This is a genomic window from Nonomuraea sp. NEAU-A123 (genome assembly GCF_018603905.1).
Classification (GTDB): Bacteria; Actinomycetota; Actinomycetes; order Streptosporangiales; family Streptosporangiaceae; genus Nonomuraea.
This window is the reverse complement of record NZ_JAHFZZ010000009.1, coordinates 436,200-457,834: the sequence shown is the minus strand read 5'-3', so window position 1 is coordinate 457,834 and position 21,635 is coordinate 436,200. Positions and strand designations below refer to the sequence as shown.

General features: G+C 69.8%; 17 protein-coding genes. 7 read left to right on the top strand and 10 right to left on the bottom strand.

The genetic code is table 11. From position 1 onward, the window contains the following. Positions 1 to 2: 2 nt before the first annotated feature. From KLK06_RS29755 to KLK06_RS29740, 4 genes are read right to left on the bottom strand one after another with little or no spacing between them, the layout of a single operon-like run. Positions 3 to 2,126: a family 43 glycosylhydrolase gene (locus tag KLK06_RS29755; RefSeq protein ID WP_214638928.1), complete on the bottom strand. Its 2,124-nt coding sequence runs from the start codon at positions 2,124 to 2,126 to the stop codon at positions 3 to 5. Between the two features lie 3 nt (positions 2,127 to 2,129). Further along, positions 2,130 to 2,939, bottom strand: a complete 810-nt coding sequence (locus KLK06_RS29750; RefSeq protein WP_214638927.1) for a carbohydrate ABC transporter permease — start codon at positions 2,937 to 2,939, stop codon at positions 2,130 to 2,132. Then, on the bottom strand, positions 2,936 to 3,847 hold the full coding sequence (locus tag KLK06_RS29745; protein ID WP_214638926.1) for a carbohydrate ABC transporter permease: 912 nt from the start codon (positions 3,845 to 3,847) through the stop codon (positions 2,936 to 2,938). Before KLK06_RS29745 ends, KLK06_RS29750 begins: the two co-directional genes overlap by 4 nt. Continuing rightward, a complete protein-coding gene (locus tag KLK06_RS29740; protein WP_214638925.1) occupies positions 3,847 to 5,178 on the bottom strand; it encodes an ABC transporter substrate-binding protein in 1,332 nt (443 codons plus the stop codon). Before KLK06_RS29740 ends, KLK06_RS29745 begins: the two co-directional genes overlap by 1 nt. A 124-nt stretch (positions 5,179 to 5,302) precedes the next feature. Here KLK06_RS29740 and KLK06_RS29735 point away from each other — a divergent pair, with 124 nt between their 5' ends. Further along, the gene (locus tag KLK06_RS29735) at positions 5,303 to 6,343 is read left to right on the top strand and encodes a LacI family DNA-binding transcriptional regulator (RefSeq protein WP_214638924.1); all 1,041 of its coding nucleotides are present in this window, start codon (positions 5,303 to 5,305) and stop codon (positions 6,341 to 6,343) included. Positions 6,344 to 6,900: 557 nt separating this feature from the next. Here KLK06_RS29735 and KLK06_RS29730 read toward each other — a convergent pair. Beyond that, a complete protein-coding gene (locus KLK06_RS29730; protein ID WP_214638923.1) occupies positions 6,901 to 7,323 on the bottom strand; it encodes a MarR family winged helix-turn-helix transcriptional regulator in 423 nt (140 codons plus the stop codon). Positions 7,324 to 7,365: 42 nt separating this feature from the next. Here KLK06_RS29730 and KLK06_RS29725 point away from each other — a divergent pair, with 42 nt between their 5' ends. The 4 genes from KLK06_RS29725 (at position 7,366) to KLK06_RS29710 (ending at position 12,348) form a co-directional block, all read left to right on the top strand. Next, positions 7,366 to 7,707, top strand: coding sequence for an antibiotic biosynthesis monooxygenase (locus KLK06_RS29725; RefSeq protein ID WP_250906181.1), 342 nt, complete (start codon positions 7,366 to 7,368; stop codon positions 7,705 to 7,707). 83 nt (positions 7,708 to 7,790) lie between these two features. Continuing rightward, positions 7,791 to 9,815, top strand: coding sequence for a hydantoinase/oxoprolinase family protein (locus KLK06_RS29720; RefSeq protein WP_214638922.1), 2,025 nt, complete (start codon positions 7,791 to 7,793; stop codon positions 9,813 to 9,815). Continuing rightward, a complete protein-coding gene (locus tag KLK06_RS29715; RefSeq protein WP_214638921.1) occupies positions 9,812 to 11,386 on the top strand; it encodes a hydantoinase B/oxoprolinase family protein in 1,575 nt (524 codons plus the stop codon). Before KLK06_RS29720 ends, KLK06_RS29715 begins: the two co-directional genes overlap by 4 nt. 425 nt (positions 11,387 to 11,811) lie before the next feature. After that, positions 11,812 to 12,348, top strand: a complete 537-nt coding sequence (locus tag KLK06_RS29710) for a GtrA family protein (protein WP_250906254.1) — start codon at positions 11,812 to 11,814, stop codon at positions 12,346 to 12,348. A gap of 217 nt (positions 12,349 to 12,565) precedes the next feature. Here the strand turns inward: KLK06_RS29710 and KLK06_RS29705 are convergent, their stop codons facing one another. The 5 genes from KLK06_RS29705 to KLK06_RS29685 all read right to left on the bottom strand — a co-directional run bounded on the left by KLK06_RS29705 (position 12,566) and on the right by KLK06_RS29685 (position 18,928). Beyond that, positions 12,566 to 14,428 (bottom strand): ABC transporter ATP-binding protein, encoded by a 1,863-nt coding sequence (locus KLK06_RS29705; RefSeq protein ID WP_214638920.1) that lies wholly within the window; start codon positions 14,426 to 14,428, stop codon positions 12,566 to 12,568. Continuing rightward, positions 14,421 to 14,798, bottom strand: a complete 378-nt coding sequence (locus KLK06_RS29700) for a hypothetical protein (protein WP_214638919.1) — start codon at positions 14,796 to 14,798, stop codon at positions 14,421 to 14,423. The genes KLK06_RS29705 and KLK06_RS29700 overlap by 8 nt, the downstream gene beginning before the upstream one ends. Positions 14,799 to 14,870: 72 nt before the next feature. Further along, positions 14,871 to 15,866 (bottom strand): N-acetylglucosamine kinase, encoded by a 996-nt coding sequence (locus KLK06_RS29695; protein ID WP_214638918.1) that lies wholly within the window; start codon positions 15,864 to 15,866, stop codon positions 14,871 to 14,873. Beyond that, positions 15,867 to 16,763: an N-acetylmuramic acid 6-phosphate etherase gene (locus KLK06_RS29690; protein ID WP_214638917.1), complete on the bottom strand. Its 897-nt coding sequence runs from the start codon at positions 16,761 to 16,763 to the stop codon at positions 15,867 to 15,869. A gap of 8 nt (positions 16,764 to 16,771) precedes the next feature. Next, on the bottom strand, positions 16,772 to 18,928 hold the full coding sequence (locus KLK06_RS29685; RefSeq protein ID WP_214638916.1) for an alpha-N-acetylglucosaminidase: 2,157 nt from the start codon (positions 18,926 to 18,928) through the stop codon (positions 16,772 to 16,774). 87 nt (positions 18,929 to 19,015) lie between these two features. On the opposite strand from KLK06_RS29685, the gene KLK06_RS29680 reads away from it, so the two are divergent. Together KLK06_RS29680 and KLK06_RS29675 are read left to right on the top strand one after the other, a co-directional pair. Continuing rightward, on the top strand, positions 19,016 to 20,284 hold the full coding sequence (locus KLK06_RS29680; RefSeq protein WP_214638915.1) for an ROK family transcriptional regulator: 1,269 nt from the start codon (positions 19,016 to 19,018) through the stop codon (positions 20,282 to 20,284). Between the two features lie 55 nt (positions 20,285 to 20,339). After that, positions 20,340 to 21,635: ABC transporter substrate-binding protein (locus KLK06_RS29675; protein WP_250906180.1), on the top strand; the 1,296-nt coding region annotated here is incomplete at its 3' end.

The window sequence follows — 21,635 nt, the reverse complement described above, 5'->3', positions numbered from 1 at the left end:
GGTCAGGCTCCTCGGTAGACGCGTACGTAGTCGAAGTCGGCGTTGACGGCCGGCTGGGCCCCTCCGTGGGCGACCAGGCCGATGCGCACGGCCGTGTCCTTGGGGAAGGTCCACACGCCGCCCCAGGTCCAGGTCTTGCCGTCGCGGCTGGATCCGGCGCGGAACTCGTGCTCCCCGTTGGCCGGGTCCACGTGGTGCGCCAGCCGCAGCCAGGTGGTCTTGGCGGGCGGGCCGACGATGTTTCCGCCGTAGGACAGGCGGCCGGCGAAGGTCAGCTCGCGGCCGTACTCGACCTGGCGGGTGTTCCAGATGGCGACCTGGGACAGGCGGGCGAAGTCGTCGTCGGAGGCGTAGGCGACCAGCCCGGCCTGCTGGTAGTTGCGGACGGCGTCCTCGCCCAGGTCGAGCGTGACCTTGGTCTCCACGACGTAGTCGCCCTTGGGGGCCTCGCGCAGCAGCACCGACGCCTTGTTGTCGGCCCCGACCAGGTCGGCGCCCTGGACGGGCCAGCGCAGCACGCCCTCCTCGATCTTGGCCGCGGCGTCCTGCCGCACCCAGGCCCAGCGGGAGCCGAGCGTTCCGTTGAACTCGTCGGCGTCCAGCAGCCTGCCCGTACGCGGCGTCGGCGCCGCCTTGGTGACGGCCTTGAACAGCGGGGCGGCGGAGACGTTGTCGAAGTCGGCGCCCCCGTCGGCGACCAGCCCGATCGGGCCGTTCGCGCTGCCCGTGACGGTGACGCTCGCCTGCGGGTCACGGAGCCGCGCTTCGGTCACCTCGGCGGTGATCGTCCGTCCCTTGACGGTGACGGCCAGGTTGTGCCAGGTCGCGGCCCCTCCGGGCAGCGCCACCGTACGGGACGAACCGCCCGAGGTCAGCGTCAACCCGTCGCGCGAAACGACCGCGGTCGTGCCGTCGATGCGAATCCCGGCGGACTTGTCCGTCTTGAGGTCGGTCTCGACGCGGACGTCCCCGCCGAGCGACGTGCGGCTGATGAGCGTGCCCTGGCCACGGACATATCCCTCCTGTACCGTCCAGCCGGCTGTGTTCCGCCAGCCCGACAGATCGCCCGCGAACCGATCGTCCACGACCCCGCGGGTCACCGGCGTCTCCCGCGACTGCTCGGAAGGTCCGGCCCCCGCACGCACGGCCGGCCAGCCGTCGATCCAGTCCAGCCGGTCCAGCAGCATGGGCCGCTCGTTGATCCCGTACGGCTCGTCCAGGAACGGGTCGCTTCGATCGATGGCGTGGTAGAGCATCCAGTCCTGACCGGAAAGGTCGGTGAGCTGGGCGTGGTGGCCGGTGCCGATGAAGCGGTTGCCGTTCTGGTCCAGGACAGGGGTGCCACCGGCGCGCGAGGCCAGCAGCGGCACGCCCTCGCGGTCGACGAACGGCCCGCGCGGGCTGGTCGAGCGCCCGGCCAGCACCGAGTAGCCGGTGGTCGGCCCGGCGCAGCAGTTCGCCGAGGAGCCGAGCAGGTAGTAGGAGCCGTCGTGGCGCACCACGTACGCGCCCTCGAACTTGTTGTCGATCGCGACCTGCTGCGGTTGCCCGGTGGCGTGCAGCCCGTCGGCGGACAGCTCGGTCACCCACAGGCCGCCGAAGAACCCGCCGAAGTACAGGTACTTGCGCCCGTCCACGTCGGTGAACTGCGAGGGGTCGATCGTGTTCCAGTACGAGTTGCCCGAGGGACGCGGAGCGACGACCGGGGCGTCGATGTGCGTCCACGGCCCGGTCGGCGTGGGTGCCGTGGCGGCGCCGATCGAGTAGTCCCAGTTGGCGGGCGTGGTGGCGGTGTCGGTGACGGTGAAGTACATGACGTACCGGCCGTCGAGGTAACGGATGTCCGGTGCCCAGAACAGACTGCCCGGCGCCGCGTACGACGGCAGGTTGTCCGGCCCGAACGCGTCGCCCACGTAGGTCCAGTTGACCAGGTCGCTGGAGCGGGCGATCGGCAGCCTGTGCAGGACCTTCTCGCCCTCGCGCAGCGGGTCCGACGTGCCGTAGGAGTACCAGTAGCCGTCCTGCCCGCGGATCACCGACGGGTCGGCGAAGGTGTCGGAGAAGGAGTTGGACACCGGATTGGTGAAGAGGGAGAGGATCAGCGTGGCGATGACAGCCAAGTGCATGGGTCAGCCTTTCAAGCCACTACGAGAGATGCCTTCGATGACGTACCGCTGGGTCAGACTGAAGAGGATCAGGACGGGGATGCTCGCCAGCACCGCGCCCGCCATGATCACCGGATAGTGGATCGTGTACGCGCCCTGCAGGATCGACAGGCCCGGCGGCAGCGTGAAGTACTCGGGACTGAAGATCACGTAGATCGGCCAGATGAAGTCGTTCCAGTTGGACAGGAAGCTCAGCACGGCCAGCGTGGCCAGCGCGGGCCGCGACAGCGGCAGCGTGATCCGCCAGAAGATGTGCCAGTGGTTGGCGCCCTCCATGAACGCGGCCTCGTCCAGCTCACGCGGCAGCCCGAGGAAGAACTGCCGCAGGAAGAACACCCCGAACGCGCCCGCCGCCCCCGGCACGATGAGCGCCGTCAGGCTGTCCAGCCAGCCGAGCTGGTCGACGATCAGGAACTGCGGGATGAGGAAGACGAACCCCGGCACCAGCAGCGTGCCGACGATCACCCCGAACATCAGCTTCTTGCCGCCGAACTCCAGCCTGGCCAGCGCGTACGCGGCCAGCGACGACACCACGAGCACCAGCAGCATGTGCCCTGTGGCGGCGATGAGACTGTTGGCGAACCAGCGCAGCACCGGTGTGTCCGTGGTGCCCTGGAAGACCGTCCCGTACGCGGACGTCGTCGGCTCGGCGGGCAGCAGCGTGGGCGGCACCCGGGTGGCCTCGGTCTGCGTCTTGAACGACACGCCCAGGGCCCACACCAGCGGCCCCACGAACAGCACGGCGAGGGCCAGCAGGCCCGTGTAGCGCTTCATGACCGGGTCCTGAACAGCCGGAAGTTGACCACGCTGACCAGGATCAGCAGCAGCGTGAGCAGGTAGCTCATGGCCGAGGCGCTGCCCATCTTGTACTCTCTGAGCCCCTGCTGGAGCATGTACATGATCGCGGTCCGCGTTTCCCCGCCCGGCGCTCCCTGGGTCAGCAGGTACGACTGCCCGAACATGTTCGCCGAGGCCAGGATCGTCGTCGTCACCACGAACAGCGCGACGGGCCGCAGCCCCGGCAGCGTGACGTGGACGAACGCGCCCCACCGCCCCGCGCCGTCCACCTTCGCCGCGTCGTACAGCTCGCGCGGGATGTCCTGCATCCCGGCCAGGTAGATCACCGCGTTGAACCCGAGCGTCCACCAGACCGTCACCCCGACCAGCGCGATCCAGGCCCACGGCGTCGCGGTGGTCCAGGGGATCGGCGTGCCGAGTATCCAGTCGACCAGGCCGAGGTTCGGGTCGAGCAGCAGCCGCCATATCAGGCACACCACCGCCACGCCCAGCACGAACGGCGCGAAGAACAGCCCCCGGAACAGCGTCCTGCCCCGGAAGGGCCGGTTGAGCAGCAACGCCACCCCGAGCGGCAGCACGACCAGGAACGGCACGCTGAACACGGTGAAGATCCCGGTCGCCCGCATCGACATCCAGAAGTCGCCGTAGACGGGCGACTGGTCGTCGAACAGCGCCGTGTAGTTGTCCAGGCCGACGAACGGCTTGCCCTCGAGCATGTAGTCCCAGTCGTGCAGACTCACCCAGATCCCGAACAGGGCCGGGGCCAGCACGAACACGGAGAACAGGATCAGGTACGGCGCCAGGAACAGGTACGGCGTCGCCTTGCCCGATCGGGGAACGCGCACGTCCCGCCCCGCCGCCTTCTTCGCCGAGATCGCGACCATCAGGCGCCGTACTTCTTCCGGTTGGCCTCAAGGATCTTGTCGGCCTTGGCGGCGGCCTCCGTGAGCGCGTCCTTGGGGCTCTTCTTGAGCAGGATCGCCGCGTTGATCGCCTGGTCGACGACCGCGGAGGCGTCCCCGATGCCCGCCACCGACGGCAGGAAGTACAGGTAGTCGATCTGGGTGCCGATCGTGGCCTGCTCCTTCAGCGCCGCGAACTCCGCGCTGTCGCGGATCGACTTGCGGGCCGGCACCTGGCCGCCCTTGGCCCACTCCAGCGAGTGGCCGCTGATCCAGTTGATGAACACCTTGGCCGCGGTCAGCTTGTTCTGGTCGGGCGTACGCTGCTTGAACACCACGAACTGGTGCGAGCCCGCCCACGCCGCCGGCTTCGCCCCGATCTGCGGGAGCGGCGCGACACCCCACTCCAGGTTCTTGATCTCCTTGAGCGTGTTGATGGACCAGATGCCGTTCCAGTTGAACGCGGCCTTGCCGTTCTGCAGGGCGATGAAGTCGGCGTCCTGGCCGACGTTCTTGGGGCTGTAGCCCTTGTTGACGAGGTCGACGAGCCAGGTCAGGGCATGCACGCCGGGGTCCTCGGCGAAGCGCGAGACGCCGGCGTCGTCGGCGAAGAGCTGGCCGCCGTTCTGGTAGAGCAGCGTCCCGAACTGCATGCTTCCGGTGAACGGGAACGGCGTGGCCCAGTGCCCCTGGATGCCCGCCTTCTTCAGCGCCTCCAGCGCCGTCATGTACTCCTCGCCGGTCTTGGGCGGCTGCTCCGGGTCGAGCCCGGCCTGCTTCATGACCGTCTTGTTGTAGAACATGCCGAGCGGGTGCACGTCGAGCGGGATCGAGTAGCGCGCGCCCTTGTAGGCGCCGGCCTTCCAGACCGGCGGGGAGAAGTCCGCCTCGGTGAGGCTGAGCGCGTTGGCCACGTCGTCGAGGGGCAGGACCACCTGCCGTGCGGCGTTGGTGGCGACGCTGTCGACGTGCATGATGCCGAGGTCAGGGCCTTGACCTGCGGAGACGGCCGCGGGAACCTTCGCGTAGTAGTCGGCCCACTGGTAGACGTTCATCGACACCTTGATGTTCTGGTGCTCGGCGTTGAACTGGTCCACCAGCTTCTTCATGACCGGGCCGTCGCCGCCGGTGAAGCCGTTCCAGAACTTCAGCGAGACCGAGGGACCGGTGTATTCGGTGGCCGCCGCCGTGGTGGCCGGCGCCTGTGCCTGCTTGGGGCCGCCGCCGCCTCCGCCGCAGCCCGCGGCGCCGATGACCAGCGCGCCGAGGCCCAGGCCCAGTGCGCGCCGCCTGGAGAGGTTGTCGAGGGACATGCCAGATCACTCCTGCCCATGAGGTTAGGGACGTTCTACATCGTTGGTTCCAACGTTGTAAACTGGCTGGCGTCAGTTCGTTACATCGTTGTAAAACAGGTAGGGTGCCGATGGCGAAGGGGGCATGGTGCGGCCGAGGTTGAAGGACGTCGCCGAGTTGGCCGGGGTGTCGATCAAGACCGTGTCCAACGTGGTCAACGACTATCCCCATGTCAGTGACGAGACACGCGCCCGGGTGGAGGCGGCGATAGCCGAGCTCTCCTACCGGCCGAACCTGTCGGCGCGCAGCCTGCGCGCGGGCCGCTCCGGCGTGGTCGCGCTGGCGGTGCCCGACCTGGACAACCCCTACTTCGCCGAACTGGCCACGAACGTCATCGAGGCGGCCGACCGGCGAGGCTGGACCGTGCTCATCGACCAGACCCAGGGCGACCGGGCCAAGGAACGCGTGGTGATCTCCGGGATCCGCGACCACCTCATCGACGGGCTGCTGTTCAGCCCGCTCGCGCTCACGGCCAAGGACCTGGCCGGGCGCGACGAGGGCACGCCGATGGTGCTGCTCGGAGAGCGCATCGGGACGGGCCGCTCGCCCTACGATCACGTCGGCATCGACAACGTGGCCGCCGCGCGGGCCGCCACCCTGCACCTGGCCGAGCGTGGCAGGCGCAGGATCGCCGCCATCGGCGTGCAGCGCACGGCCGTCGCCGTGACGGGCCGCCTGCGGCTGAAGGGCTACCAGCAGGCGCTCGCCGAGGCCGGCGTCCCCGCCGATCCGTCACTGGTCGCGCCGGTCGCACGCTGGGGGCGCGCCGACGGCGCCGAGGCCATGAGCCGCCTGCTCGACTCCGGCGCGCCGGACGCGGTCTTCTGCTTCAACGACGTGCTCGCCCTGGGCGCCCTGCGGACGCTGCTCAAGCGGGGGTACGAGGTGCCGGGCGACGTGATGGTGATGGGGTTCGACGACATCGAGGACGGCCGGTTCGCCACGCCCACACTGTCGACCGTGGCGCCCGACAAGGCGCTGATCGCGCAGTCGGCGGTGGACCTGCTGGCCGAGCGGCTGAGCGGCGGGACGGACAAGGCACACGAGGTGTGCGTGCCGCATCGACTGGCATTTCGGGAGAGTACGGATTTGCCGGGAAAGGGGCATTCCCGAACGCTCAACTAGAACAGCCCTCGATATTCACCACTACACAAGCCCCAGCTCACCTCTCCAGTCAGGAACGTAAAAGTTCCCACAAGAGAGACGCCCGTGACGGTGCGGTGCCGGGGTTTCGCGGGCGCGGGGCGTTGGCGCGGATCGCGTCATAACGGCTATGTCCGCCGGAAGGGCAAAACGACATTTTCGCGGCGCAAAGCCCGGCAGGGGAGCTACTCGGCATGGCTCCGGGTGGTAAAAATCCAGGTCACAAGCCCTCTTGAGGGGCAGGTTCGGGGAGCCCGAGGTGTTGTAGCGGGAGCGGGGTCAGCATCGGTCCCCGCTGAAGCCAGAATCCTAGGAGAGCACCATGTCAATTCTGTCCCTCTTCGGTCTGACCCGTCCGCCGATCCCTAAGCCTCCTGGGCTGTCTGGGGATACGAGCGATAGTGCGGCACTCGCGCGCCGTCGCCGCCGTCACCGCCACTGAGCTCGACACCTGACCCAGAAAGACGCTCGGCTGGGAAACCCCCCGCCGGGCGTCTCGTTGTGTTCCCCGCCGCCGGCGACTGAAGAGGAGCCTCTGCTCACGCCAGGTTCTCGGCGCATGTGGTGAGGAGGGTGGCCAGTTGGCGTACGTCGCCGGGCGGAAGGGTGATGAGCATGCGGCTCTCCACCTCCATCACGATCCTTTCCGCCTGGTCCAGCATGAGCCGGCCGGAGTCGGTGAGGGTGACCGGCAGGGCCCGGCCCGCCGACGGCTGTGCGGCGACGGAGGCCAGCCCGGCCTCCTTCAGCCCGGTGAGCACGTCCCGCAATGACTGGCGAGTGACGAACGTACGACGGGCGAGCTCGGCGGCCGGCGCCCCGGGCGCGTCGGCCAGCGCTCGGAGCACCGCGTACTGGGACATGGACAAGCCCACGCTGCGCAGTTGTTCCTCGCAGGCTCTGCGGAACGCCTGCTGGACCTGCTTGACCAAGTAGCCGATGCGTTCATCGAGTTGACTCATGACAGGAACCTTACACATAATGAGGAATGTAAGGATCCTGACATGAGGAGGAACTCCATGGCCACGACCATCACCCTGAACGCGCCGGTCGCCACGCTGATCAACGTCTTCACCGTCCAGAGCAGCCGGCAGCGCGAGCTCGTCGAGCTCCTGACCACCGCCACCGAAGAGGTGATGCGGCATCGGCCGGGATTCGTCGCCGCGAACATCCACGCCAGCACCGACGGCACCAGGGTGCTCAACTACGCCCAGTGGGGGAGCGCGGCGGACTTCGAGGCCATGCTGGCCGACCCGGAGGCCCAGGTGCACATGAGGCAGGCGGCCGCGATCGCCGACCACTACGACCCGCACCTGTACACCGTCGAGTCGGTGCACCACCAGTAAGGGACGGGCGGTTGGCCTCATGTGAGGCTGGAGGCTGTGGGGTGCACAGCCTCCTGAGGGCTGCCAGGCCTACCGTGGTCGCCATGACGTATCGGGTCGCGATGGACATTGGCGGCACCTTCACGGATGTGGTCTGCTACGACGAGCGGACCGGCGCGGTAGTCGCGTCGAAGGCGCCCAGCACGCCCGGGGATCTGGCTGAGGGGGTGTTCGCCGCGCTGGGATCGGTGGTGGCCGACCTCACTGAGATCTCCTTTTTCGTACACGGCACCACACAAGGGCTGAACGCGCTGCTGGAACGCAAGGGCGCCAAGGTGCTGCTGCTGGCCGGCCAGGGAGCCGGGCACGCCTACCACATCGCGCGTGGCAACCGCACGCGCATGTTCGACCTGCGGTATCGCAAGCCGGTGCCGCTGGTGCCGCGCGAGCACATCGTGGAGGTCGGCGGCCGGCTGGACTGGCGGGGCGGTGAGCTGACCGCGCTGGACGAGCAGGCGGTACGGGGGGCCGCGCGGCGGGCGTTGGCCGAGGGCTTCGACGCGGTGGCGGTGTGCCTGCTGTTCTCCTACGCCAACCCCGAGCACGAGGTGCGCGCGGCGGAGATCCTCCGCGAGGAGCTGGGTGAACGGGTGCTGGTAGTGCTCAGCCACGAGGCGGCCCGGGAATGGCGGGAGTACGAGCGGACCTCCAGCGCGGTGCTGGAGGCCTACACCGGTCCGGCGGTGCGCCGGTATCTGGCCGGCATCGAACGACGGTTCGCCGAGCGGGGACTTGGCGTGCCGGTGCACGTCATGCAGTCTTCCGGTGGGCTGGTCAACGCTTCGCACGCGATGCGCCGGCCGTTGCAGACGCTGCTGTCTGGGCCGGTCGGTGGCACGATGGGCGGGGTGGCGCTGGCCCGGCTGCTGGGTGGTCGCCGCAATGCGATCTGCGTGGACATGGGCGGCACCTCGTTCGACGTCTCCCTGGTGATGGACGGCCGGCCCGACATCACCAGCGAGGCCTCGATCGAGGGTTTCCCGGTGCTGATGCCGCTGGTGAACCTGCACACGATCGGCGCGGGCGGCGGATCGCTGGCCTATGCCGAGGCGGGGGCGCTGCGGGTAGGCCCGCAGTCAGCCGGCGCGGTGCCCGGCCCGGCCTGCTACGGGCGCGGCGGTACCCAGCCGACGGTGACCGACGCCAACGTGGTGCTGGGGCGGGTGGATCCGGAGTGGTTCGCCGGCGGGCTGATGAGCCTGGACGTGGAGGCGGCGCACCGGGCCGTGGCCGCGCTGGCCGGGCAACTGGGGATGGAGCCGGTGCGGCTGGCCGAGGGCATCTGCCAGGTGGCCAATGCCAAGATGGCGCAGGCGATCCGGACGATCACCGTGGACCACGGGATCGAGCCGCGCGAGTTCGCGCTGCTGGCCTTCGGCGGAGCGGGCGCGATGCACGCGGTGTTCATCGCGCGGGAGCTGGGCATCGGCGAGGTGGTCGTGCCACGCTTCCCCGGCGCGTTCTCCGCCTGGGGCATGCTGGAGGCCGACGTGCGGCGGGATCTGACCGAGCCGCATTTCCGCGGCCAGGAGTCGCTGGACGGACCGGCGATGGCGACGGCGCTCGCCGCGCTGGAGGCCTCCGCGCTGGCGGAACTGGCGGCCCAGGGGGTCCCGACGGCACGGCGGCGCGTGGAGCACGCCGTGGACATGCGGTACGAAGGTCAGGACTACACCCTCACCATCCCACTGGAAGGCGCCGACGAGTCCGCGGCGCCGGACTTTCTGCCGCGCGTCGCCGCGCGGTTCGCCCAGGCGCACACCGCCCGCTACGGGCATGCCACGCCGGAGGCGCCGGTGGAGGTCGTGATGCTGCGCTCGACGGGGCTGGGCACCTTTCCCCGCCTGGCGGCCGCGTCGCCAGAGGTGGAGGAGCGGGCGGCGGTGACGCGGCAGGTCGTTTTCGACGGGGTGACGCACGGGACGCCGGTGGTACGCCGGTCGGCGCTGGCCGGCGAGCTGGCGGGCCCGGCGATCGTGGTGGAGGAGACGGCCACCACGGTCATCCCGCCAGGCTGCGTGGCTTCGGTGGACGAGTTCGGATTCCTCATCATCAAGGTGGCGCCATGATCGACCCGGTCACGACAGAGATCATTCGCTGCGCGTTGCTGCAGGCGGCCGAGGACATGAACGCGACGTTGATCCGCTCGTCGTACACGCCGGTGATCTACGAGGCCAAGGACTGCGCGGTGGCGTTGCTGGACCGCGACCACAACGTGCTGGGCCAGTCGTCGGGGTTGCCGATCTTCCTGGGCAACCTGGAGGTGTGCACGCGCGAGACGGAGGCGCTGTACGGCAGGCAGGTGTGGCAGGAAGGAGACGTGTGGGTGCTCAACGACTCCTATATCGGCGGCACCCATCTCAACGACGTCACGGTGTACGGGCCGATCTTCGTTGACGGCGCGTTGGCGGGTTTCGCGGCGTCGCGGGCGCACTGGCTGGATGTGGGGTCGAAGGATCCGGGCGGGTCGATGGACTCCACCTCCATCTTCCAGGAGGGGCTCAGGCTGGGTCCGGTGAAGATCTACGCCGGTGGCCGGCCGTGCCGTGACCTGCACGAGGTGATCGCGCGTAACACGCGTTTCCCGCACGCCACGCTGGGCGACATGCGGGCGCAGGTGGCGTGCGCGATGACCGGGCAGCGGCGGCTGGCCGAGATCGTGTTGCGCTGGGGGCTGGAGACGGTCATGGCGGCGCGGGATGAGATCTTCGTGCAGACCGAGCGGCTGGAGCGGGAGGCCATCACCGCCATTCCCGACGGCGTCTACAGCGCCGGAGGATTCCTCGACAACGACGGCATTTCGCTGGATGTGCCGCTGCCGGTGAACGTCACGGTGACCGTCGCCGGGTCGGATATGTCGGTTGATCTGAGCGACTGTGCTGATCAGGCGGAGGGGCCGGTCAACTGCGGCGCTGCGCAGGCGGTGGCGGCCGCCCGCGTGGCCTTCAAGCTGCTGGTCTCCGGCGAGGTGCCGCTGAACGGCGGCTCCTTCCGTCCGCTGCGGGTGATCACCCGGCCGGGGTCGATGCTGGCCGCCCGGTCCCCGGCCGCCTGCCAGTACTACTACTCCCATCTGGGGCTGCTGATCGATCTGGTGGTCAAGGCCCTGGCCGGGGTGCTGCCGGGCAAGGCGGCCGCCGCCTCGTACGGCGACTCGATGATCGTGCAGTTCTCCGGCACCGACCCGCGTACCGGCAAGCTGTACGTCTCCCAGGAGGCCACCGTCGGTGGGTGGGGTGCCTGGGACGGTGGCGACGGCGAGAGCGCGCTGATCAACAGCGTCAACGGCGACCTGCGTGACATGCCGATCGAGGTGCTGGAGACGCTCTTCCCGGTGCGGGTGCACCGGTATGAGCTCCGCCCCGGCTCCGGCGGCGCCGGTCGCTGGCGTGGCGGCGACGGGGTGGTGCGCGAGTACGAGTTCCTCGGCCCGACCTCGCTGTCGTTGTGGTTCGAACGCTCGGTCACTCCGGCGTGGGGGCTGGCCGGTGGCCACGCGGGTGTGCCGCCACGGGTGACGTTGAACCCGGGTACGGCGGGCGAGCGGGAGGTACTGAAGGTCAACGCCCTGCCGGTGCGGGCCGGTGACGTGCTGCGGTGCGAGTCCGGGGGTGGCGGCGGGTACGGCATGCCTGGTTGAGTCCGGTCTCCGGGGCGCGGGACGGCCGCTTGATCAGGCGTGGGCGGCTCAGTGCCGCGCACCATAGGACCGCCCCCTTCCTGTTCGGCTGTGCACCGCGCATCGACGCGCGGTGCTGCCTGTGCACCACGCACTGGCCGTCAGTGTATGAGCAGATCAGAGGGTGTTTTCGCGGCAGTCCGCATCGCCTCGCCTACGGCAAGGGCGCCGGAAGCCGCGCGGGCCCGGGGTATCGACCGAGCCCGGCGGTAGGGGATGCAGGGTTCGCGCTTGCGTGAGCATTCACTGCTGCGGAAACACCCGAAATCCGGGATTGATGCGCACCGGGTTTTCGGGTTCTGGATACGTAGCGTCACGGTCCCTCAGCAGCCTCACCATCTGGCCATGAGTGTGTGTGGCTGGTGAGAAGATCGGGGGTGCTCCGAATGGCAAACGCAGTACTCGCGAGATTACCGGAACCGCTGCACGCGCTTGCGCTGAAGCACCGTGAACTGCTGAAGTTCGCGGTGGTGGGTGGAACAACGTTCTTAGTGGACAACACGGTGTTCTATGGGCTGAAGCTGACCATTTTGGAACCGAAGCCGGTGACCGCGAAGGTCATCGCGGTGCTCGTGGCGACGATCGTGTCCTACGTGTTGAATCGCGAATGGTCGTTCCGGACCAGGGGCGGCCGCGAGCGCCGTCACGAGGCGGCGCTGTTCTTCCTGGTCAGTGGCGTCGGTCTGGTGCTCAGCTCCGCGCCGCTATGGATCTCCCGGTACGCATTCCGCCTGGAGATCCCGGACGTGAGCCTGGTGGCCCAGGAGATCGCCGATTTCGTGAGCGCGCAGATCATCGGCACGCTGATCGCCATGGTCTTCCGCTTCTGGGCGCTCCGGAAGTGGGTCTTTCCCGATGAGAAGGCCCAGTCCGGCCGTGTGCGGCTGGCTCCCACTCCCGATCCCGCGGACGAGGCGGCTTGATGGCAGCGAATCCGCCCACTCTGGCTTGCTGACGCCTCCGGCCGTTCGCCAAGCGCCTCGCCCTGTCCTGCCGTATCCGGAGCGTACGGATCTACGGCATGTCCCACTCCACGGCTCGCAAAAGTCCCGTAAGTCCGACATCGCGGAACGTTATCAAAGCTCATGATCAGCCGCGCGGGCCCGGGGTATCGACCGAGCCCGGCGGTAGGGGAGGCGGCTATTGGTATGCGCTGGCTTGGAGGGTGTAGAGGTCGGCGTACAGGCCGTCCAAGGACATGAGGGTGGCGTGGTTGCCCTGCTCTGTCACCTTGCCGTGCTCCAGGACGTAGATGCGGTCGGCGTAGCGGACGCTGGCCAGCCGGTGGGTGATCAGCAGGACCGTGCGTCCGTCGGAGTGGCCGCGGATGCGTTCGAACAGGGCGTGTTCGGCGCGGGCGTCGAGGGCGGCCGTGGGTTCGTCGCAGATGAGCAGGGCCGCGTCGCGGTGGAAGCCACGGGCGACCGCGATGCGCTGCCACTGGCCGCCCGACAGCTCGTGGCCGTCCTTGAAGCGCCGGTCGAGCAGGGTGCGGTAGCCGAGCGGGAGGTCGGCGACGACCTCGTCGGCACCGGCCACCTCGGCGGCCGAGTGCAGGGCGGCATCGCCTTTGTCGGTGCCCATGGTGATGTTGTAGCGGGCGGTGAGCGGCCAGCGGGTGTGGTCCTGCGCGATGACCGCGGTGCGCAGGCGGAGGTCATCGGGGCTGACCTCTTTGAGGTTGGTCTCGTCCCAGGAGACGGTGCCGCTGTCGGGCTCGTACAGGCCGGCCAGGATCTTGGCGAGGGTGGTCTTGCCCGAGCCGTTCTCGCCGACGAAGGCGACGATCTCCCCGCGTTTGATCTCGATGGACACGTCGCAGAGGGCGGGCTCGTCGGCGCCCGGGTAGGTGAAGGTCACGGCGTCGGCGATGATGCGTTGGAAGGCTTCGGGGGCCGTGAGCGGGCGGGGGCCGGGGAGGCGGCGTTCGGCGTCGGCACAGAACTCCAGGAAGTCGGTGAAGTAGAGGCCCTGCTCGTAGAGGCGGTTGGTGGCGTACATCAGGTTGCTCAGGGACTGCTGGGCGGATCTGATCGCCAGGACGGCGGTGCCCGCCACGGCGAGCGGGATCGCGGCGATGGCCAGCAGGATGCCGAGCGCGACATAGACCAGGCCGGTGCCCAGGCCGCCGAAGGACTCGCCCACGAGCCGCGCCACCGTCTCCCGTCTTGCCAGCCGCAGCAGGACGTCCTGCTCGGCCTTGGCCACCGCGTCGTACATGCGCAGCAGGAAGCCGCGCATCGTGAACGAGCGGACCTCCGCGGCGGACTCGCGATCGGCCAGCAGCTCGGCGATGATCCACTTACGGCGGCGGGCCGGGATGAGCGCGTGCATCGTCATGTAGCGCATCCGCGCGCTACGGATCGCGGCCCAGGCGTCGGGCAGCACGGCCAGCAGGAGCAGCGGCAGCAGCACCGGGTGGAGTACGCCGAGGACGCCGGCCACGGCCGTGATGCCGACCGCGGCGGTCACCACGTCGATGGCCGAGGTCACCACCGAGTCGGCCACCGCCACGCCCCGCATGTTGGCGCGTTCGAGGGAGTCGTGGAAGTCGGGGTCGTCGTAGGCGACCAGGTCGACGCGGCTGGTCAGGCCGTAGAGCCGCTCCTCGGTGAGCCGGGAGATCTGGGGGGTGAGGCGGGATTGCGCCCAGCCGGCGCCTGCCTGCATGGCGGTGCGCAGCGCGGCGGCGGTGGCGACCAGGGCGAGGCTGGGCAGCGCGGCCGTCACGCGGTCGGGTGTGGGCCCCTGGCTGAACAGGGCGGCGAGCACGCCGGTGGTGGCCAGCAGCCCGAACGCGGTGAACACCCCGCCGAGCAGGTTGAGCGAGATGGTGGCCAGGGCGTCGCGCGGGCTGGCTCCCCACGCCATGCGCATCGCCTGGCGCACGAGCGAGGGCAGTCGGCGGGCGATGGTCAGGAAGCTGACCTCCGCCATCTTGTCGGTGTGGGCATGCCAGTCGGCGACGGAGATCTCGCCGAGTTCGAGAGGCTCATCAGACATACGCACAGTGTGCGCTCGGACACTGACAGTTTCCGTGCGCGAGGCGGCCTGGGGGAATCGGCGCAGTAGCAGGACTCCTAGTGGGGTGGTGGTTCCTCCGCCGGCGGCGACGGCTGCGGGCCGTGCCGACCACGAAGGCGAACATCAGCGACGAGGTGACGGTGACGATCACGCCGCGGACCCAGACCGTGTCGTTCACCATCCCGGGGTCGTCGCGCAGCAGGTAGGCGGCCACGAGGGTGAGCACGCTGAGGACGAAATAGCAGCCGACGAGGACCTTCATGCCGCGGAACGCCGTCAGGCTGCGCGGATGGTTCAGGTCCTCATCGGCTGTCGCGCGCGAAGGCGGGGAGTTCGTGGGATGGCGCATGCCTTCAGCGTCGCAACGCCCCGCCCGCCCGCGCATCGGCCGTTCTCATGACTCGACGGCTGAACCGCCCGATCAGCCGGACGGCTGAGCCGATCCACCGATCGGCTGAGGGCTGCCCGTCTCCGCCTCGGTGAAGACGTAGACGTAGGGGTGGTGCGGCCGTACCGATCCGTCGGCGGCGGCTCGGGCCAGGGCGAGCGCGCCATCGGCCGAGGTCCCTCGCGGTGGCCTGAAGCGAGCGTCGGGGAGCAGGGTCCGGACCGTGTTCTGGAAGGGCTCCATCAGCAGGTCCGCGGCGTCGAAGAGGCGGCCGCCCCAGGAGAAGACCGGTTCGAGTCCGGACGCGGCGGCCACCGCGGTCTGGCCGAGCTGCCGGCCGGCCTCGGTCCAGATCTGCCGGGCCACCGGGTCCCCGTCGCGTGCCGCCTCGCCGACGTACGGCGCGAACGAGGCGAAGTGGTGGGCCGCCGACCCCGAGGCGTAGACCAGCGCCACCAGCTCCGAGGGGTGCCCGAAGCGGGCCGTCAGGTGCTTGAGAAGAGCGGCCGATCCGCCGACCCGGCCGTCATGCGCGCGCAGCGCCGCGTGCAGGCCCCGCATTCCGATCCAGGCGCCGCCGCCGTGGTCGCCGAGCAGGTATCCCCACCCGTCGGACTGGTTCCAGACGCCGGCCAGGTCGGTGCCGAGGGTGATGACGCCCGTGCCCGCGGCGACGACGACTCCGGGCTGGAAGCCGAGCGCGCCGACGTGCGTGGTCACCATGTCGCCGGTGACCACGAGCGCGCCCAGGCCGAACCGATCGCGCAGCGCGTGCCAGAGCGTGCTCGGGTCCCGGACCAGGCCGGGCAGCCCGGTCGTGCCGATCGCCATGCCGGCGAACCGGTCGATCTCCAGGTCGCGTACGGCCTCCTCGATGACCCGGGTGATCCGTATCGCGAGCCGATCGAGGTCGACCCTGCCCTCCTCACGCGGTACCGGAGACGCGTCGTCCCCGGCCGCGCTCGACCCGCCGGCCTCGATCCGTACCCTGATCCCGCCACCGCCGACGTCGACGCCCGCGAAGCTCATCTAGCGCCCGCCCAGTGCGGCGACGGCCGCCCGGACGCCCGGGTGCTGTTCCAGCGCGGTCCGCGCCTGTTCGGGGGAGCAGCCGGTGAGCAGCCGTACGAGAGCCTGCGGGATGTTCCCGCCCGCGTCGGTCAGGACCGCGCGGCAGCTCGCCTCGTCCTCGCCTGTCGCCTCGACGAGCAGCCGCACCGCGCGCTCGCCGAGCTTGCCGTTGGTGGCGACCAGCCCGACCATGAGGTTCCCGTACGTCCGGCCGGCCTTGATCATGAGAGCCGTCGAGAACGAGTTGAGGATCACCTTCGTCGCCGTGCCCGCCTTGAGCCGGGTGGAGCCGGTCAGCGCCTCCGGCCCGGTGGCGGCGACGACGGTGATCTCGGCCAGCTCGCGGAGCGGGGCGTCCGGGTCGCAGGTGACCAGCACCGTGAGAGCGCCGGCGGACCGGGCCACGCGGAGCGCGCCGGCCACGTACGGAGTCGACCCGGACGCCGTGATCCCGATCGCCACGCTGGTCTCGTCGAGGATCGCGGCGTCGGCGGCGCCCAGCGCCTCGGAGTCCTCGCGATCGACGGACGAGTCGGCGACGGCGGCGGGCCCACCGGCGAAGTGGGCGGTGAACAGCTCACGCGCCACCCCGAAGGTCGGGGTGATCTCGGTGGCGTCCAGCACCGCCAGCCGCCCCGACGCGCCGGCGCCGAAGTAGTGCACCGTTCCGCCCCGGCTCAGGCGGAGATGTGCTTCGTCCACCGCCCGGGCGAGCGGGTCGATGGCCGCGCCGACGGCCTCGACCGCCCGGGCGTCCTCCTCCTGGAGCAGCCGGAGCACCTCACGGGACTCCAGGGTGTCGATGTCGGCGGTGCGTGGATTCCGGCGCTCGGTCGGCGGTACCACCTGGGGCATCGTTCTCCTCATCGATCGTTTTCTGAAGTCTGGGCCGCGTAGGCGGTGAACAGCCGGCGTGACTCGGTGGCGAGGTCGCCCAGGTCCGCCGGCGCGGGCGCCGGCCCTTCCCGCAGGAAGGTCTCGGCCCGTTCACGGAGCTGTTCCTGGAGATCCGCCTCGGGGGCGGCGCCGGGCGTGGCGAGCGCGCGGTCGAGGCCGCGCGCCCACAACTCCCAGCGATCGCGGTAGTAGCCGCCGACGAGCCCGCTCCAATGGCGTCCCGCGTAGTCGTCGAGCAGGGGACTGTCCGTGGAGCCCCACACCGTGATGATGCGGCGGGCGTTGTCCAGCAGGACGTCTCGGTCGGCCGGGTCGGCGGCCCACGACAGGGCCTTGGACTCCCAGTGCTGGAAGGTGTACTCGGGCCGGGTGGCCAGCATCCGGTCGAGGTCTTCGAAGACGCGCAGGAACCGGGCGATCTCCGGCAGGTCAGGCGTACCGCGCGACACCGACTGCTCCACGGCGTCGAGGTAGTAGCGGTCGGCGACCCTGGCCATGAACGCGATCCCCACCTCGGCGAGATCGTGCCCCAGCGGGCCGTCCGCCAGGTCGCGGTCGTGCTCGGCCACCTCGATCAGCCGTTCCCAGGCCTCCGCCAGCACGGCCGGCTCGTACCAGAGGGCCTGGGTGACGTCGGCGCGTGCCCGCTCCATCCCCGTGTAGGAGGGCTTGGCGGTGAGGATGCCGTTGAACTGCGCGGGGTAGATCCGCCGGCCTCGGGGGTCGTAGACGGAGTTCAGGAGCCCGTGCCAGGCGGTCCGCAGTGCGGCCGTGCCCCTGCCATAGCGCTGGGTCACGAAGGCGTCGAGCCAGGCGTCGAGGTCGGTGACCTGGTTCCAGATCTGGTCGGCCACCAGCTCGAAGAAGACGGGGTTGTTGCGGGTGGCCTCCATCGACAGGCCGAGGCCGGCGGGCGGGTTCGGCGCCGCCAGGGCGGTGTCGACCGAGGCCGGGACTCCGCGCAGGTCGGCGACCGGATCGGTGCGGCCGCCGAAGTTGAGCAGCGCGCACCAGAGCCAGGGCTTGCCGGCGAACTGCTCGAAGCGCTGCCACAGCGGGTCGTACTCCGCCCACAGGTCCGCGATGAGCATCCGGTCATCCGGAATCGCGTCGAGAAAGGCGGTGACGCGGTCGTCGGTCCAGAAGTCCCGCTGGTAGGAGAACGGCCAGGCCTGCATGACCCAGACCGCGTCCGGATCGGCGGCCCGCAGACCGGCCAGCGTCGCCGCCGCCACGGCTCCGGGGAAGGCCGGGTCGGCGTCGACCGGGATCATCTCGATGAACGGATCGGCGGCGTACCGGTGATCGGTGCCGAAGAACTTGATCTGCGTACGGGTGATCTCGGCGCTCAGCCGCTCGTAGAGCGGGTCGGCCGGGTCGAGGACCCAGGTCTCGAAGCCCTGCCAGTCGCGGCGGCTCGCTCGCGCCGACCCGGCGATCTCGGGCGGGACGTGCCCGGTGAAGGCCGGAAGGATGGGCGTCATGCCGAAGGCGCGCTCGCGGTCGAGGACGCGCGCCCCGAGCTCGCGATGGCGCTCGATCCAGGACGCGGAGAGCGGACCGGCGAAGCCGTCCAGGCAGCCCATGAACTGGAACGGCAGGTAGCCTGGGCCGCCCAGAAAGCCGCGGATGGTCTGGTCGTCGAGATCGAGCAGGGAGTAGGCGGCGTGCAGCACGGCCTCGTGGCCGGTGATGGCGAGCGGCATGGTGATGCCGTGCAGGGCCATCCAGTCGATCTCGCGCTCCCAGTCGGCCCAGTCCCAGTAGGGCATCGTGTAACTGAACGTGCAGAAATTGAAGTAGTAGCCGTCCTGGACCCGGGCCGCGCCCCGCCGGGGCGGGCTGTCCGTAAGGGACGTCAGCCTCAGCGGCAGCACGGTGTCCCAGCCCACGGACAGACCGCAGCGTTCCCGCAGATAGTGATGGAGAGCGACGGACGCGCTCACACCATCCGTCGCGGCGACGGTGAGCGCGCCGTCCCTCGCCTCGTACTCGTAGCCGCGCCCCGCGCCGTCGCGCGTGACGAACCGGATCGACTCGGCCACCGGTCCGAGAACACGATGAGCCAGGCCGCGGACGGTGTCCGCCCACGGTGGTGCCTGCTCGGGATCACCGGATGACATCGCAGGTCACGCCCCTCGACGAATTAGTTCCGTACGGTCCATAATTATTATGCTACCGTACCGGCAAGTCGACACCAGGGGAGAGTCATGGAGCAGGTGGTCGCGGTTGGCACGCAGTTCATGCGGGAGGTCAACGCCGGCGCCATCCTGCGGCGGCTGCGGACCGAGACCAGCATGAGCGTGTCCGCGCTGGCCAAGGCGGTAGGGCTGTCGCGGCAGGCGGTCACGCGCTCGCTCAACGCGCTGGTCGCGGAGGGTCTCGTCGAGTTCGGCTCGCTTGATCGCGACTCCAGCAGGGCGGGACGGCCCGCGCAGCTCGTACGGTTCCGGGCGGAGGCCGGCTACGTGCTCGGCCTCTCGATCAGCCCGCAGGACCTGCGGATGGCGGTGTCGGACCTCGCCGGTACGGTCATCGCGACCGACGCGGTGCAGCTCGGCGGCGGTTCGAGCGGCGAGCAGGTGGTTTCGAGCGGCGAGCAGGTGGTGGAGACACTCCTGTCCACGGTGGCGCGCACGCTCGACTCGGCGGGCATCACGACCGGCGACCTCTGGTTCGCCTCGGTGGGCACCCCCGGCATCGTCGACCCGGCGACCGGGATCATCAGGCTCATCCCGAGCATGCCCGGCCTGACCGGCGACATCCTCGCGCGCCGGATGAAGGACGCACTCGGCTGCCCGATCTACCTGGACAACGACGTCAAGCTGGCCACCCAGGGCGAGCGCTGGCGAGGCGCGGAGCGGCGCGAGGACTCACTGGTGATGGTCCACTGGGGCGAACGCGTCGGCGCCGGGATCGTGCTGAACGGCGAGCTCTATCGAGGCGCCTCCAACGACGCCGGCGACGTCGGCTTCCTGGACCTGTTCGCGGCCACCCCGCCCGAGCCCCGCCATCCGCACGGCCTCGGCCCGTTCGAGGACTGGGTGGGCGGCGAGGAGATCGTCCGCCTGGCCAGGGTGGCGGCCGAACGCGACGGCGACGACGCCTTCCGGGCCCGGATCGAGGCCGCGGGGGAGCGGGCGTTCGACGCCGTGCTGGACGCCGTCGTCGACGGCACACCGTCCGCCCTGGACGTGATCGACGTGGTCGCCCGCCGCTTCGCCAAAGGCGTCGCGGCGATCCGGGCGATCCTCGATCCACGGCTCGTGGTCATCGGCGGGCCCCTGGCCAGATGCGGCGAGACGCTGCTCGCCGCGGTCCGGCGGCACCTGTCCGAACAGCCTCTGGACCAACCGGCCCTGGAGGTCTCGACGCTCCAGGACGACGCCGTCGTCCATGGGGCCCTGCGCCACTCGCTGGACGAGCTCGAGCGCACCAGGTTCGACCTGGTGCGCAGCGGCCGTCAGGAGACTCGTTGAAGACCCCCCGGATATCGGCGACGCGGATATCAGAGATAGGCGAAAGGTCATGCACATGACAACACCAGGTCGGTGGCAGGCGCTCGTGGCGCTCGGCACCGCGGCGACACTCACCCTGACGGCCTGCGCGGGCACCGGCGGCACGACCGCTCCGGCCACCGCGAAGAAGGTCGACGTATCGACGACCGTCCCCAGCGACCCGGTCACGCTGACCCTGGCCTACAGCAATGATCCGCCCACCAAGACGCTGGTGGACGCCTTCACCAAGCTCCATCCGAACGTCACCATCAAGCCGCAGATGACGCCGTTCAACGACTACGTCAAGTCGATCAAGCTGTCGATGTCGTCCGACTCGGCGCCGGACATCGCGCAGTACAACCCCGGCGCGATGAACTCCCTGGTGCCGGCCGGGCTGATCCTGGACCTGGGCCCGTGGTCCAAGGCGTACGGCTGGGACGGCAAGTTCCCGCCGGCCAGCCTGGAGGTGCTCAGCTCGGACAAGGCGGCCAAGCGGTTCGGGACCGGCGGCCTGTACGCCGCGCCCGGCGCGCTGTCGGTGGTGGGCGTCTACTACAACAAGGAGATCCTCTCCAAGGCGGGTGTCAAGGACGTGCCGAAGACGCTCGGCGAGTTCGAGGCCGCGCTGGCGAAGGTGAAGGGCGCCGGGCAGACCCCGCTGAGCCTCGGCGCGCTCCAGGTGGGCGGGTTCCACCTGTGGAACGCGCTGCTCAACGTCACCGGTGACGTGAAGGCCTACCGGTCCTGGGTGTACGGCGAGCCGGGCGGGACGATCGAGAACCCGGGCGCGCAGAAGGCCACCAAGATGCTGATGGACTGGGCGGACAAGGGATACTTCCCCGAGTCGGCGAACGCCACGGCCGACGCCGACGCGCTGGCGAACTTCTCCAAGGGCAAGAGCGCGTTCCTGGTGACCGGCAACTGGGCAGCCACGACGCTGGAGACCGAAATGAAGGAGAACGTCGGCTTCTTCCTCATGCCCTCGGAGTCGACCACGCCGTTGAACGTCGCCTCGGGGGCGAGCGTGGCGTACGCCATCTCGGCCAAGTCGAAGTACCCGAACGTCGCCGCGGCGTTCCTGGACTTCCTGAGCTCGCCGGAGGCGGCGAAGATCGAGTTCGACGGCGGGTTCATGCCGGTCGACACCAAGGCCGAGCTGGGCGCGACGGGCCTGCGCGGCGACATCGCCAAGGCCTTCACGCCGGTGGCGCAGAACAACGGGATCGTCCCGTTCCCCGACTACGCCTCCCCCGGCATGATCGACAAGCTGACCCCTGGTGTCCAGGGCCTCATCAGCAAGAAGATGACCGCTGACGACTTCCTGCGCTCCTTG

Excerpts from the sequence above, each read along its gene's own strand:
- KLK06_RS29755 (WP_214638928.1), bottom strand. The coding sequence starts at position 2,126 with ATGCACTTGGCTGTCATCGCCACGCTGATCCTCTCCCTCTTCACCAAT.
- KLK06_RS29750 (WP_214638927.1), bottom strand. The coding sequence starts at position 2,939 with ATGAAGCGCTACACGGGCCTGCTGGCCCTCGCCGTGCTGTTCGTGGGG.
- KLK06_RS29745 (WP_214638926.1), bottom strand. The coding sequence starts at position 3,847 with ATGGTCGCGATCTCGGCGAAGAAGGCGGCGGGGCGGGACGTGCGCGTT.
- KLK06_RS29740 (WP_214638925.1), bottom strand. The coding sequence starts at position 5,178 with ATGTCCCTCGACAACCTCTCCAGGCGGCGCGCACTGGGCCTGGGCCTC.
- KLK06_RS29735 (WP_214638924.1), top strand. The coding sequence starts at position 5,303 with ATGGTGCGGCCGAGGTTGAAGGACGTCGCCGAGTTGGCCGGGGTGTCG.
- KLK06_RS29730 (WP_214638923.1), bottom strand. The coding sequence starts at position 7,323 with ATGAGTCAACTCGATGAACGCATCGGCTACTTGGTCAAGCAGGTCCAG.
- KLK06_RS29725 (WP_250906181.1), top strand. The coding sequence starts at position 7,366 with ATGAGGAGGAACTCCATGGCCACGACCATCACCCTGAACGCGCCGGTC.
- KLK06_RS29720 (WP_214638922.1), top strand. The coding sequence starts at position 7,791 with ATGACGTATCGGGTCGCGATGGACATTGGCGGCACCTTCACGGATGTG.
- KLK06_RS29715 (WP_214638921.1), top strand. The coding sequence starts at position 9,812 with ATGATCGACCCGGTCACGACAGAGATCATTCGCTGCGCGTTGCTGCAG.
- KLK06_RS29710 (WP_250906254.1), top strand. The coding sequence starts at position 11,812 with ATGGCAAACGCAGTACTCGCGAGATTACCGGAACCGCTGCACGCGCTT.
- KLK06_RS29705 (WP_214638920.1), bottom strand. The coding sequence starts at position 14,428 with ATGTCTGATGAGCCTCTCGAACTCGGCGAGATCTCCGTCGCCGACTGG.
- KLK06_RS29700 (WP_214638919.1), bottom strand. The coding sequence starts at position 14,798 with ATGCGCCATCCCACGAACTCCCCGCCTTCGCGCGCGACAGCCGATGAG.
- KLK06_RS29695 (WP_214638918.1), bottom strand. The coding sequence starts at position 15,866 with ATGAGCTTCGCGGGCGTCGACGTCGGCGGTGGCGGGATCAGGGTACGG.
- KLK06_RS29690 (WP_214638917.1), bottom strand. The coding sequence starts at position 16,763 with ATGCCCCAGGTGGTACCGCCGACCGAGCGCCGGAATCCACGCACCGCC.
- KLK06_RS29685 (WP_214638916.1), bottom strand. The coding sequence starts at position 18,928 with ATGTCATCCGGTGATCCCGAGCAGGCACCACCGTGGGCGGACACCGTC.
- KLK06_RS29680 (WP_214638915.1), top strand. The coding sequence starts at position 19,016 with ATGGAGCAGGTGGTCGCGGTTGGCACGCAGTTCATGCGGGAGGTCAAC.